General features: G+C 44.1%; 12 protein-coding genes, 2 tRNA genes and 2 rRNA genes. 7 read left to right on the plus strand and 9 right to left on the minus strand.

Annotated features, from left to right (window positions below; translation table 11 throughout):
- From PHC76_RS12555 to PHC76_RS12570, 4 genes are all read right to left on the minus strand, one after another.
- Positions 1 to 599: ribosomal RNA gene (locus PHC76_RS12555) — 23S ribosomal RNA — on the minus strand; the annotation flags it as partial.
- Between the two features lie 288 nt (positions 600 to 887).
- A tRNA-Ala gene (locus PHC76_RS12560) sits at positions 888 to 963 on the minus strand.
- Between the two features lie 15 nt (positions 964 to 978).
- A tRNA-Ile gene (locus PHC76_RS12565) sits at positions 979 to 1,055 on the minus strand.
- Positions 1,056 to 1,182: 127 nt separating this feature from the next.
- A 16S ribosomal RNA gene (locus tag PHC76_RS12570) occupies positions 1,183 to 2,691 on the minus strand.
- A gap of 491 nt (positions 2,692 to 3,182) precedes the next feature.
- Between PHC76_RS12570 and PHC76_RS12575 the strand changes: the two genes are divergently transcribed.
- Positions 3,183 to 3,884, plus strand: coding sequence for a Bax inhibitor-1/YccA family protein (locus tag PHC76_RS12575; RefSeq protein WP_299972677.1), 702 nt, complete (start codon positions 3,183 to 3,185; stop codon positions 3,882 to 3,884).
- Positions 3,874 to 4,281 carry a thiamine-phosphate pyrophosphorylase gene (locus PHC76_RS12580; RefSeq protein ID WP_299972679.1) on the plus strand — a complete coding sequence of 136 codons (408 nt, stop codon included), beginning with the start codon at positions 3,874 to 3,876 and terminating at the stop codon, positions 4,279 to 4,281. The genes PHC76_RS12575 and PHC76_RS12580 overlap by 11 nt, the downstream gene beginning before the upstream one ends.
- Here PHC76_RS12580 and PHC76_RS12585 read toward each other — a convergent pair.
- Positions 4,275 to 4,649, minus strand: coding sequence for a hypothetical protein (locus PHC76_RS12585; protein ID WP_299972681.1), 375 nt, complete (start codon positions 4,647 to 4,649; stop codon positions 4,275 to 4,277). The genes PHC76_RS12580 and PHC76_RS12585 overlap by 7 nt on opposite strands.
- Positions 4,650 to 4,854: 205 nt before the next feature.
- Between PHC76_RS12585 and PHC76_RS12590 the strand changes: the two genes are divergently transcribed.
- Entirely contained in the window at positions 4,855 to 6,108 is a 1,254-nt protein-coding gene (locus tag PHC76_RS12590) for a protein kinase (protein ID WP_299972683.1), read from the plus strand.
- Here PHC76_RS12590 and PHC76_RS12595 read toward each other — a convergent pair.
- Genes PHC76_RS12595 through PHC76_RS12610 form a run of 4 tightly spaced genes read right to left on the minus strand, consistent with a single transcriptional unit; the run spans position 6,089 to position 9,299 of the window.
- Entirely contained in the window at positions 6,089 to 6,784 is a 696-nt protein-coding gene (locus PHC76_RS12595; RefSeq protein ID WP_299972684.1) for a methyltransferase domain-containing protein, read from the minus strand. The two genes, PHC76_RS12590 and PHC76_RS12595, sit on opposite strands and share 20 nt — an antisense overlap.
- Positions 6,781 to 7,578, minus strand: coding sequence for a metal ABC transporter permease (locus PHC76_RS12600; RefSeq protein WP_299972686.1), 798 nt, complete (start codon positions 7,576 to 7,578; stop codon positions 6,781 to 6,783). Before PHC76_RS12600 ends, PHC76_RS12595 begins: the two co-directional genes overlap by 4 nt.
- A gap of 9 nt (positions 7,579 to 7,587) precedes the next feature.
- Complete coding sequence (locus PHC76_RS12605) at positions 7,588 to 8,349, minus strand: metal ABC transporter ATP-binding protein (protein ID WP_366519969.1); 762 nt, start codon at positions 8,347 to 8,349, stop codon at positions 7,588 to 7,590.
- Entirely contained in the window at positions 8,340 to 9,299 is a 960-nt protein-coding gene (locus tag PHC76_RS12610) for a zinc ABC transporter substrate-binding protein (protein WP_299972690.1), read from the minus strand. The genes PHC76_RS12605 and PHC76_RS12610 overlap by 10 nt, the downstream gene beginning before the upstream one ends.
- 144 nt (positions 9,300 to 9,443) lie before the next feature.
- Here PHC76_RS12610 and PHC76_RS12615 point away from each other — a divergent pair, with 144 nt between their 5' ends.
- The 4 genes from PHC76_RS12615 (at position 9,444) to frr (ending at position 12,287) form a co-directional block, all read left to right on the plus strand.
- A complete protein-coding gene (locus PHC76_RS12615) occupies positions 9,444 to 9,815 on the plus strand; it encodes a transcriptional repressor (RefSeq protein ID WP_299972692.1) in 372 nt (123 codons plus the stop codon).
- Positions 9,800 to 11,197 (plus strand): DUF1007 family protein, encoded by a 1,398-nt coding sequence (locus tag PHC76_RS12620; RefSeq protein ID WP_299972693.1) that lies wholly within the window; start codon positions 9,800 to 9,802, stop codon positions 11,195 to 11,197. The genes PHC76_RS12615 and PHC76_RS12620 overlap by 16 nt, the downstream gene beginning before the upstream one ends.
- A gap of 205 nt (positions 11,198 to 11,402) precedes the next feature.
- A complete protein-coding gene (secG, locus tag PHC76_RS12625) occupies positions 11,403 to 11,720 on the plus strand; it encodes a preprotein translocase subunit SecG (RefSeq protein ID WP_299972694.1) in 318 nt (105 codons plus the stop codon).
- Between the two features lie 9 nt (positions 11,721 to 11,729).
- The gene (frr, locus tag PHC76_RS12630; protein ID WP_299972696.1) at positions 11,730 to 12,287 is read left to right on the plus strand and encodes a ribosome recycling factor; all 558 of its coding nucleotides are present in this window, start codon (positions 11,730 to 11,732) and stop codon (positions 12,285 to 12,287) included.
- Positions 12,288 to 12,291 lie beyond the last annotated feature (4 nt).

Raw genomic sequence — 12,291 nt, forward strand, 5'->3', positions numbered from 1 at the left:
TCATTATGCAAAAGGCAGTCCGTCACCCTTCATAAAGAATAGGGCTCCGAATGATTGTAAGCCATAGGTTTCAGGTTCTATTTCACTCTGCTCACCGCAGTTCTTTTCACCTTTCCCTTACGGTACTTGTTCGCTATCGGTCTGGTAGTAGTATTTAGGGTTGGAGGGTGGTCCCCCCGGCTTCAGTCAAGATAACACGTGTCCCGACCTACTCTGGATACTGCTAGCTGCTTCATAATTTCGATTACGGGACTATCACCCTCTATGGTCGAGCTTTCCAACTCATTCTTCTATCATTCCACAATACCGTATGCAGTCCACAACCCCGATCACAAGTGATCGGTTTGCCCTAATCCCATTTCGCTCGCCGCTACTTTGGGAATCTCGTTTGATTTATATTCCTCTAGGTACTGAGATGTTTCACTTCCCTAGGTTCGCCCCCCGCAGGGTACTGTACCTCTCGATACAGTGGGTTGCCCCATTCAGAAATCCCCGGATCAAAGCTTCTTGGCAGCTCCCCGAGGCTTATCGCAGCCTAGTACGTCTTTCATCGCCTCTACCAGCCAAGGCATCCACCTATGGCTCTTAATATCTTTTTCAATTACTCTCCTACTATTGCTTTTGCATCAATAGCAGTTATGAGAAGTAATATCTTTATTCTAATTCGCGCTTCACCGCCTTATTAAAAATAAGACAGTAAAATAAATTTGTAGTTATGTTTAAAATACATAATTGACATTCTTCAATAAGCAATGCTCATTAAAATCTGTCGTTTGTATATTTAGTTGACGACTTAACAATAATAATTCAAATAACATTTAGACTTTAAAAGTCTAATTCAAATACTCTAAACTAAGTACTTGAATCAGACTTTTTATTCTGATCTCTGGTGGAGAATAGCGGGATCGAACCGCTGACCTCCTGCGTGCAAAGCAGGCGCTCTCCCAGCTGAGCTAATTCCCCAGATAAGTGATCTTATGGTGGGTTTGAATGGACTCGAACCATCGACCTCACCCTTATCAGGGGTGTGCTCTAACCAGCTGAGCTACAAACCCAATGTATTATGTCAAATAACATGGATCACTGAAAACTAAGTAGAAAATGACTGTCAAACAAATACAAGACTCATGTGAGATTTTTTAAGATGAGGCAACCAAATGAATGGTTCCTCGTTACTCTTAGAAAGGAGGTGATCCAACCGCAGGTTCTCCTACGGTTACCTTGTTACGACTTCACCCCAGTCGCTAATTCCACCGTAAGCGGTAGCCAGTTTGGCATCCCGATTTCGGGTGAAATCAACTCCCATGGTGTGACGGGCGGTGAGTACAAGACCCGGGAACGTATTCACCGTAGCATAGCTGATCTACGATTACTAGTGATTCCAGCTTCATGTTCTCGAGTTGCAGAGAACAATCCGAACTGAGAGACGCTTTAAGAGATTGGCTCCACCTCGCGGTATTGCAGCTCTCTGTACGCCCCATTGTAGCACGTGTGTAGCCCTGGCCGTAAGGGCCATGATGACTTGACGTCGTCCTCACCTTCCTCCTCCTTACGAAGGCAGTCTCCTTAGAGTGCTCAGCCGAACTGTTAGCAACTAAGGACGAGGGTTGCGCTCGTTGCGGGACTTAACCCAACATCTCACGACACGAGCTGACGACAGCCGTGCAGCACCTGTGTGTAGGTTCTAGCAAGCTAGCACCCCCTAATCTCTTAAGGGTTCCTACCATGTCAAGGCCAGGTAAGGTTCTTCGTGTATCTTCGAATTAAACCACATGCTCCACCACTTGTGCGGGTCCCCGTCTATTCCTTTGAGTTTTAATCTTGCGACCGTACTCCCCAGGCGGAATGCTTAATCTGTTAAGTGCATCACCGAAGAGACGAGCTCCCCGACGACTAGCATTCATCGTTTAGGGCGTGGACTACCAGGGTATCTAATCCTGTTTGCTCCCCACGCTTTCGTGCCTCAGCGTCAGTATCATCCCAGCAGATCGCCTTCGCTTTTGATATTCCTAGTGATATCTACGGATTTTACCCCTACACCACTAATTCCATCTGCCCCTTCTGAACTCTAGGCTCCCAGTTTCAAATGCAGTTCAATGGTTGAGCCATTGGATTTCACATCTGACTTAGAAGCCAGCCTACGCACCCTTTACGCCCAGTGATTCCGAGTAACGCTTGCACCCTCCGTATTACCGCGGCTGCTGGCACGGAGTTAGCCGGTGCTTATTCAAGAGGTACCGTCATAATCTTCCCTCTTAAAAGGAGTTTACACACCGAAATGCGTCATCCTCCACGCGGCGTTGCTGCATCAGAGTTTCCTCCATTGTGCAATATTCCTCACTGCTGCCTCCCGTAGGAGTCTGGACCGTGTCTCAGTTCCAGTGTGTCTGATCATCCTCTCAAACCAGATATCCGTCATTGTCTTGGTGAGCCATTACCTCACCAACTAACTGATGGAACATAGACTGATCCCTTAGCGAAAAACTTTCCCGACTTGTCTTATAACAAGAAGGAGTATCCGGTATTAATCACCGTTTCCAGTGGCTATCCCGAACTAAGGGGCACATTATCTATGCATTACTCACCCGTGCGCCACTAATCAGGAGAGCAAGCTCTCCATCATCGTTCGACTTGCATGTGTTAGGCACGCCGCCAGCGTTCACTCTGAGCCAGGATCAAACTCTCCATAATTGGTTTGTCCAATCCTATGACCCAAGATTTTAAATCATTGGCTTCATAAATTGTTGTATCTATTTTACTTTTTGGTCTACCGTAGTAGAAAGTAAATAGACGGTTGTTGTATTGTTTTGACATTATTAAAATGTCGTTCAAGCATCCGCCTGACCGCCATTTCTACTTAGTTTTCAATGATCTCAAACTCAAACTTAACCCTTCTTTCGAAGCGTCTCATCGTTTGTGGACGGGAATTATAGGGGAAAATGAAATGAATGTCAAGAGCTTTTCGAAAGAATTTAAAAGAATTTGTAAAAAGATTTAAATTAAGTGCCATTTTGTAATTATTTGTAACAATATTACCTCTCTTTTTGCCCTTTATATACATTATATATAGAAAATTACTTTTTACAGGATGACAAAAAAAAATTATCTTGTAGCTCATATAGAGAGTTAATGAATCTATTGTATAATCGCACTGTTAAATTTTCCACTATAAGGAACAAGCTATGGCTTTATATGATCGTGATTATGCACAACAAGGTGCTATGGGGTATGAGGGGATCTCACGCAATGAGGCAAATATTGTCACATTTGTGAAAGATACTTATAAACTGTTTGCTGCCTCTATGATGGCTGGCGCGGTTGGTGCGTATGTCGGTGTACCCTTAGCAGGTACTATTCAAGGGCTTTTCATCCCTTTATTTATTGTTGAGATTGCTCTATTGATCGGTTTGCATTTCGTTAAACATAAACCGGGAATCAATCTCGCGGTAATGTTTGGTTTTGTGTTTATGACAGGACTTATGCTCGCTCCGTTGTTAGCTCGAACACTAGGACTTTCAGGCGGTGGTGCTATTATCGGAAATGCATTCGCTATGACTTCGGTAGTATTTGCTACAATGAGTTTTTATGCCATCAAAACAACACGTGATTTTACTACTTATGGTAAACCTCTTATGATCGCCATGTTGGTAATCGTAGGTTTTTCAATTTTGAATATCTTTTTAGGTAACCCTTTAATCGCCGTTGCTATTTCGGGTGTCGTTGTCGTGTTGTTCAGTATTATGGTCATTTTTGATACTCAAAACATCATGAATGGTAATTATGAAACGCCGATCGACGGTGCTCTTGCACTCTATTTGGATTTCTTGAATATTTTCACCGCATTACTTCAACTTTTCGGGATTTTCGGTGGCCGTGACGAGTAACACTCTTCCACCGGAACTTCTCCGGGTGGTCGATGCCAACCTTAACCGCCTCAAAGAGGGACTCCGTGTGATTGAGGATATAGCGCGCTATGTTCACAATGACAAGGAACTCTCTACCTCTCTCAAAAATCTTCGCCATCTGTGTCGTATCGAACCCATCGAAGAACTTCTTGCCTCACGAGACAGTGTTAACGATGTGTTGCGCCCCACAATGGAAAGTGAAATGAATCGAACAGATTTAAAAAGTATTATTATCGCTAATTACAAAAGGGCTCAAGAATCTTCCCGTGTTTTGGAAGAGCTTTATAAAATAGTTGACCCCTCTTTGAGCGAGCAATTTAAAACCATCCGTTATGAGCTTTATACACTGGAAAAAATAAACTTAACAGCTCAGTGACGGCATTCATCATCATGACAATGTTGATGTTCTGCAATGTATTCTTCCGAAAGATTCAGATTTGAACACGAATCTAATAATCCGTACAACTCCATTTCTCTTCCTGTCAAATGCTTAATAGTATTTCCATCTCCGTCAATAAAAACAAAAATTTCATGTTTGTGCTCATTTTTCTTTATGTGCTGAGAAAAAATAACATATTCCCCATTTTTCAATTCTGGAAATTGTTCACACGCTGCAATGTATTTTTCGCACTCTTTGTTAAGATGTTTAATCTCCAAAAATTCTGACTGTACTGCATGGACCAATACCGGTAGTAGCTGAGGCATAACCTCTTGGAGGTTAGCATATTTTTCAATTCCAATCATATCAAATCTCCCCATGCGGTTTTTATCTTATTAATGGATAGTATAACGCTTTAAATCAAAAATTGGCATCCATTTCAATTTAATTTATTCTGCTAAAGTAACCATAGATTATAAAAGGCATTTCACTCCTTTCTTTCTTATAGACAAACCATAAAAAGGTTAGATTCGATAATATTCCAATCTTAAGTGAATTGGAAAAGGCATTATGGATACATTAGAACAACTTCGCGCAGGAGACCTCAAAGGGAACAAGCGGCTAACGCTCAGCGAGAACCTCACCTCATTTCCCGAAGAGATATTTGATCTCGCAGATACATTGGAGATTTTGGATTTGAGCCATAACGCGCTTACCTCTCTACCGCACGATATCGGTAAACTCACCAAGCTTCGAATCGCTTTTTTTTCTTATAACCATTTTACTAAACTCCCCTCTTTTAGCGGATGTCCTAATCTCACTATGCTAGGCTTTAAAGGAAATCAACTCGAAGAGTTTGACGAAGATATCCTCCCGCTGGATATCAACTGGCTGATTCTAACCGATAACTGTCTCAGAACCCTCCCTCGCTCTATCGGAAAACTTACCAAACTCCAAAAGTTTCCCCTCGCAGGAAACCGCCTCGAAACGCTCCCTGATGAGATGGCAGCATGCCAAAATCTCGAACTCCTTCGACTCTCAGCCAATAACCTTCGAGAAATCCCCTCATGGCTGTGGAATCTGCCGAAACTCTCTTGGCTTGCCTTTTCAGGAAATCCATGCAGTCCCAAGGCTCAATTTGAGCTTCAAGAGATACCTTATGAATCGTTAGAGGTCAAAGAAAAATTGGGTTCGGGGGCTTCGGGAGATATTTACAAAGCCTACTCAAAAGAGCATGACCACCCCGTTGCCCTAAAAGTGTTCAAAGGCGCTATCACGAGTGACGGATACGCACACGATGAGATGAATGCCACCATGAGTACGGGCGAACATCCGAACCTCATCAAAGTCCTCTCAAAACTCGCGGGAGACGAGCGGCTGGGGTTAGTACTCGAATACATTCCCAAAGATTATCGCAATCTGGGACTTCCCCCCGATTTTGAGACCTGTACCCGTGATACGTTCACCGAGGAAACTTCCTTCACCCCTGAGAGCATCTACGCAGTGGCAAAAGGGATCGCTTCTGCGGCGGCGCATCTGCACGCACGAGGACTCATGCACGGCGACCTCTACGCCCACAACATCCTTATCAACGACGATGACCACTGCTATCTGGGAGATTTCGGTGCGGCAAGTTTTTATGAACCCCACCGCAAAGAGTTCGAGAGGATCGAAGTGCGGGCGTTCGGATGTTTATTGGAAGATATGCTCTCGCTCTGTCCTACCAAAGAGGGGTCTATCTATACTATGTTGGAAGAGCTAAGAGAGAAATGTATGAATGAAGCGGTGGAAGAGAGACCGCTGTTTAGTGAGATGGGGTTGTAATAAACACAACCTCAAATTCAAGATACTCCAACGGATACGTTTCCATCAACCGCTTCGTCTGTGAAAAATCGAGAACTCTTCGCCCACCACTTACACCACTGCGCTTGATATAACGAAACATCTCCCGCACCGAATCAAACTCTAACGTAGTGTGAAGCACTTCAAAACGGGCATCCAAATGTTTCTCGGCAATCGCCATCACTTCATCACTACTTCGGAGCAACGGAGTGACTCCCGCGCACTCATGTAAGGTTTTAAAGGTGCCCGCAGTGAAGATCGCCAATGACATCGGGGTGTTAAGGGAAGCGAGAGACTCCATAACACGATCCAAATCCTCCGCCCACTGCAACGCGGAAGCAGAGTAAATGCGATCAAAGTGCTCATTACCCAGTCTCTCAAACAATGCGGGGTCGTTGAAATCTCCCAAGATCAACTCGACATTCGGGGATATGGGATGATGGGAAAGCATAGAATCAGAAAAATCGACTCCGACAAAACGCTCAATTTCCCAATCGATCAACGAGAAGAGGGTTCCGTTTCCGCATCCCAAATCTAAAATACGTTTTGGTTGGTCAAGGGTAGAAGCAATCAGTTTATCCGCGACGAGACGCTGAATGACATTACGACTTCCATACTCTGCGGCGTAGCGGGAAAACTCATGGCACGCATTACTCATCGGCGGTTAATGACCAATGCGATGATAAAGATGAGCAACAAACACAAAACAATCGCTGCACCGCTCGGCAACGAAAAGAGATACGATGCACTCAAGCCGATCACTACCGAAACCAATGCAATCGCCATAGAGAGGAGGGTTGTCGGATAAAACCCCATCCCAAATCGGATTGCGGCGACGGGAGGGATCACCATCAATGCCCCGATCAAAAGGGTTCCGACCACCCGAATCGAGAGGGCGATAATGACGGCGATAACACTCACGAGCATGAAGTTAAGGAGGGTGACACGAATACCCCCCGCACGGGCAACATCTTCATCGAACGCAATAAAATAAAGCTCTTTGAAAAAGGTAATCAAGAGTGCCATCGCGATAGAGCCTGCAATCCCCATCACCCACAAATCTTGCGTACTGACCGAGAGGATAGAGCCGAAAAGATAGCTAAAGAGCGAGGCATTAAACGACCCTGCCAGCGAGACGATCACGATCGCGAGAGCGAGGGAGCCTGAGAGGAAAATCGCGAGTACCGAATCGGAGTACATCCCGTGAACACTGCGCAAATACTCGATCAGCCATGAGGCGACCAATGAGGCTAACACCGCCATCCACAACGGACTCATCCCAAGGAGTAATCCCACCGCGACACCGACGAGTGAGACGTGGGCTAATGTCTCACTGAGAAGGGAGTAGCGGCGAAGGACGATAAACGAACCGCTGAGCGACGCGAGGATCGCAATCATCAACCCTGCGACAAAAGCGCGTTGCATAAACGGATACTGTAACATCTCTATCATTTCGGCATCCTAGTGGTTATGACATATAACATGGGCAGGCGTTCCATAGAGTCGGCTCATCTCGTCACATCGGATCATTTCGGCAGGATTTTGGGAAACCAATACACTTTGATTGACAAATAAAACGCGGGTAATATCCTCGGCAATCACCCCGACATCGTGAGTGATAAAGAGGATAGAGAGTTTTTTAGTACGGTTGAGGGTACGAAGTAGCTCATAAAAACGGTGCTGTGATTCAACATCGACCCCTGTGTTAGGTTCATCGACGATCAAAACATCAGGGTTAGAGGCGAGAGCACGGGCAATCATCACCCGCTGACGCTGACCGCCGGAGAGGTTTCCGATAAGGCGATCCGATAAATCAGAGACTCCCATCAGCTCCATCGCCTCCGCAATCGCAGCTTTATCTTCGGCGGATTCAAATCCGAAAATCCCCCGTTTGGCATAGCGTCCCATCCCCACTACTTCGCGTACAGTCGCGGGAAATGAACTATCCACAAGGGCGGAGCGTTGAGGGACATAACCGATACGGTTCCAATCGCGAAAACGATTTTGAGGCGTACCAAAAAGTTTTATCTCTCCCGATGTCGGTTTTTCAAGACCCAATAAAAGGCGAACAAGGGTCGTTTTTCCACCACCGTTGGGCCCGATGATAGCGCAATATTCCCCTGGTAAAATTTTAAACGTTGAATCTTTGAGGACCAAATTCCCCTGCCGTTCAAAGTTGAGGTGGTTCACTTCAAAAAGGCTAGGGGAAAATTTCAACGGCACTCCATCGCTTCTCGTAATTTTTTCAGGTTCTCCCGCATGATGGAGAGATAGGTTTGATGTGATTTTAACTCATCTTCGCTAATATTTTCAAGCGGTTGAAGCGGTACTGCACGAGCACCTGTCTCACGGGCAATCGTTTGGGAGACATTATCGTTGATTAGCTCTTCAAAAAAGATTGTTTTCATCCCGTGTTCTTTGATTAATTCGACAATATGTGAAACCGTTTGTGCGCTCGGTTGTTCATCCGAAGAGAGTCCGATGACCGACACATTTTCGAGTTTATTGGCATGGGTGAGATAACCGAATGCGTCGTGGTTGGAAATCAAGGTACGATTTTTACACTCAGCTAAGCCTGTAGTATATTCTGACTTTAGTTTTTCAAGTTCAGCAATATAGGTAGCGGCATTTTTATGAAATTGTTCCGCTTTTATGGGAGCTAACTTGGAGAACTCACCATCCAGCGTCTGCGTCATTTTAATCATATTATCAATATCGAGCCAATAGTGAGGGTCATACATTCCGTGGTGGTGAGTATGTTCGTCATCAGAAGCCTCATCATGATGTTCCTCTCCCCCTTTTTCCAAAGCAACATGTTGGCTCATATCGAGAATCTGTATTGTTTTTGGAAGGGTATTTTTTAGACCCTCTGCCCATGTCTCGAATCCTGCACCGTTATAGACGAATAGTACTGATTTAGAAAGTTCAGCTACTTGTGTCGGGTTAGGTGAAAACATATGAGCATCGCTCCCAAGTGGAACGATAGTGTGAAGATCAATCGCATCACCCGCTACCGCATGTGCCGCTTCCAAAAGAGAAAATGTACTCACGGATACCACCGGTTTTGTCTCTTTCGATGTCGGTATCGGCTGAAGCTTCGGAGAAAAAAATGTCATCCCTATGAAGATTGCGGCAATCACACCGCCAAAAACTATCAGTCGTCTTGTATCCATAATTCAGGTTCCTTTTGTTGATATTAAACACGAAAATGAATTTATCCGTTTTCGAGAATTTTAGGTGGATTTTTAATGAATTTCAGCTAGCATTCTAATGCAACCAAGTTGCAATAAACCTTAAATTTAAGAAGTATTATCAATATGGATCTCACTGAAAAAATCCACCTTAGCGGTTTACGTCTCACACAACCCCGACAAAAAATACTCACTATTTTATCCCATCAATCTCAACCTATCTGTTTTGAAGAGTACTCTCTTCTCGATCCCACATTGGATAAATCGACGTTTTATCGTAATATGCAAACCTTTGAAACAGCCAATATTATACAAGGGATTGAATCGGATGAAGGGCGCCGCTATTTTGAGCTCGCGGATACACTTCACCCTCACTTCGTTTGCCAACAGTGTCATACAATTAGCTGTTTAGAACCGATACCCGCACCTGTACTAAACGGCTATCAAATCAATTCAATCACCTACAAAGGGAACTGTCCTCAATGCTCCGAATCCTAGTCATCCTCTCCACATGGTTCTCTCTTAGCTGGGGATGTCTCGCGTGTAGCTATGGTGATATCAAAGTACTTACCCACCTTTATCTAAACATCTCCAACAACACCCTCACCTCTATCGACGTAGAGTGGACACTCGATCCGATGTTTTCCCAAATGGTTTTAGGTGATTTCGACCTCAATCGTAACGGACAATTTGAAACATCCGAAAAATATGAGGTCTATAAAGCCATCGAACAAATGAATGAATTTGGATTTTTTATCCGTCCCACCCTCAATAACCATAAAATTTGGCTCAAGGAACTCAAAAATTTTACCGTTCGCCAAGAGAGGGGATTGGTGATTTATAGATTTACCATCCCCACCAACGAAAAAATAAACCAAATCCTCAATCTCTCCATCACCTATGATAAAAATGCCGCCTTTAACAACGGAATTATTTATCATCTCAACGATAAAAATGTTTACCTTATCCCTCCAAAATCTGCACAACTTACGACCACATTGCTTGTGCCAAAAGTACCCCAAGGAAATGATGGGACACTTAACATTACCCTCAAACCCAACACGCTCGCCCTCGCATCACCCTTAGGGGGAAATATCCAAAATCGGGCAAATCAGGGGGGATTTAGCCGAAGCCTCCGTACCATCACCGAAAAAATTCACGCTGCCCTCGTCGAAGCGCAAGAGCACCCGAGCTTTGCCAGTATCGGTGCAATACTCCTTTTTTCACTCCTCTATGGCATCCTCCACGCGGCAGGTCCCGGACATGGAAAAACCCTCGTGGCGAGCTATTTTAGCACCAATGAGCGGAGTTATGGACGGGGGATAAGTGTGGCTTTGCTTATCGCACTTACCCATGTCATCAGCGCCTTTGTTATTACACTGATTTTATACGGATTTGTCCACACGATGTTTTCCCAAACTATCACCAATGTATCGCTCTATATGACCAAATTTAGTGGTATTATCATCGTAGGAATCGCATTCTATCTTGCTCGTCAAAAATGGAACTACTACCGATCTAAATCCAAAGCCATGAGTTTTAGTTCAACCCCTCCCCATATTAGCAGTTGTGGTTGCCATAGCTGTAAAACCACCTCAAATTCCACCGATTTGATGCTCATATTGGGTGCGGGAATCGTCCCCTGCCCCGGAACAATCGTCGTATTCTTATTTACCCTCTCAATGGGGATGTATATGTTAGGAGCACTCAGTGCCATCGTAATGAGTTTAGGAATGGGGTTTACCATCGCCATCACAGCGACACTGGGGAGTGCATTACGACGCAAAAGCAGTTCTAGAGGAGAGAGGGCGCTTAAAATTATTGATATTTTAGGGGTGAGTATTATGTTGTTAGCAGGGATATTTTTGGTCTTGGCTTAACCAAAATAGGCAATGTAATACGCCACAAAGGAGACCATAATCGCAAAGAAAAAGGCTAGTTTCTTCTTTTCAGAACATTTCTTACACATCATAACCCCTTATTTATAATTTCAGTAAAAGGCGATTTTAACACAAATACTCTTCATAAGAGTCTTATTTACTCTATGGTATAATCGCGAACTTTTTTAACACCCTAAGGATAACTATGACTGGCATTTTGCTCATCGTACAAATCGTACTCGTGGTGATGATCGTCATCGCCGTACTCTTACAAAAAAGCTCTAGCATCGGGCTTGGCGCATACAGCGGTTCTAATGATTCGGTTTTCGGAGCCAAAGGACCTGCGAGTTTTTTAACCAAGATCACTTTTGCTCTTGGCTTTGTATTTGTGGTTAATACCATCGCATTGGGCTATTTTTACGCTCAACAAAAAAACAGTTCGGTTGTCGACGATATGATCGATAAAAATGATGTTAAAGCTCCTAGTATTAACATCGTCAATGATACCAACACTACCAAGTAAGGAGAAATCATGCTTAACGAAGTTTACACTTTTTGTGAAGAGAAAATGCAAGGCTCAGCCGATCACTTGCTCGTCAACTTTCGTACATTACGTACCGGTCGTGTAACCACCAAAATTTTAGATAACGTTCGCGTCGATAACTACGGTTCACTCACCCCAATCGATCAAGCGGCAAGCGTCCTCGCGACCGATGCAACAACGATTACCATCTCTCCGTGGGATAAATCAATGCTTAATGTCATCGAAAAAGCGATTATGAAAGCCGATATCGGGGTTAATCCAAACAACAACGGAACAGAGATCAAACTTTTCTTCCCTCCAATGACGGTAGACCAACGTCAAGAGACGGCGAAAAAAGCCAAAGGGATGGCAGAAGATGCCAAAGTAGCAATCCGCAATGATCGCAAAAAAGCCAATGACAAAATCAAAGTGCTCGAAAAAGATAAATTGGTAACCGCCGATGAGTCAAAAGGGGCACAAGATAAAGTGCAAAAAATCACCGATAAATTTATCACTAAAATCGAAGAATTGCTCAAAGCTAAAGAGCAAGATATCTTGACGGTATAACTAC

Origin of the sequence: Sulfuricurvum sp., from assembly GCF_028710345.1 — a bacterium.
Classification (GTDB): domain Bacteria; phylum Campylobacterota; class Campylobacteria; order Campylobacterales; family Sulfurimonadaceae; genus Sulfuricurvum.

Excerpts from the sequence above, each read along its gene's own strand:
- PHC76_RS12610 (WP_299972690.1), bottom strand. The coding sequence starts at position 9,299 with ATGGATACAAGACGACTGATAGTTTTTGGCGGTGTGATTGCCGCAATC.
- secG (WP_299972694.1), top strand. The coding sequence starts at position 11,403 with ATGACTGGCATTTTGCTCATCGTACAAATCGTACTCGTGGTGATGATC.
- PHC76_RS12600 (WP_299972686.1), bottom strand. The coding sequence starts at position 7,578 with ATGATAGAGATGTTACAGTATCCGTTTATGCAACGCGCTTTTGTCGCA.
- PHC76_RS12575 (WP_299972677.1), top strand. The coding sequence starts at position 3,183 with ATGGCTTTATATGATCGTGATTATGCACAACAAGGTGCTATGGGGTAT.
- PHC76_RS12585 (WP_299972681.1), bottom strand. The coding sequence starts at position 4,649 with ATGATTGGAATTGAAAAATATGCTAACCTCCAAGAGGTTATGCCTCAG.
- PHC76_RS12615 (WP_299972692.1), top strand. The coding sequence starts at position 9,444 with ATGGATCTCACTGAAAAAATCCACCTTAGCGGTTTACGTCTCACACAA.
- PHC76_RS12595 (WP_299972684.1), bottom strand. The coding sequence starts at position 6,784 with ATGAGTAATGCGTGCCATGAGTTTTCCCGCTACGCCGCAGAGTATGGA.
- frr (WP_299972696.1), top strand. The coding sequence starts at position 11,730 with ATGCTTAACGAAGTTTACACTTTTTGTGAAGAGAAAATGCAAGGCTCA.
- PHC76_RS12620 (WP_299972693.1), top strand. The coding sequence starts at position 9,800 with ATGCTCCGAATCCTAGTCATCCTCTCCACATGGTTCTCTCTTAGCTGG.
- PHC76_RS12590 (WP_299972683.1), top strand. The coding sequence starts at position 4,855 with ATGGATACATTAGAACAACTTCGCGCAGGAGACCTCAAAGGGAACAAG.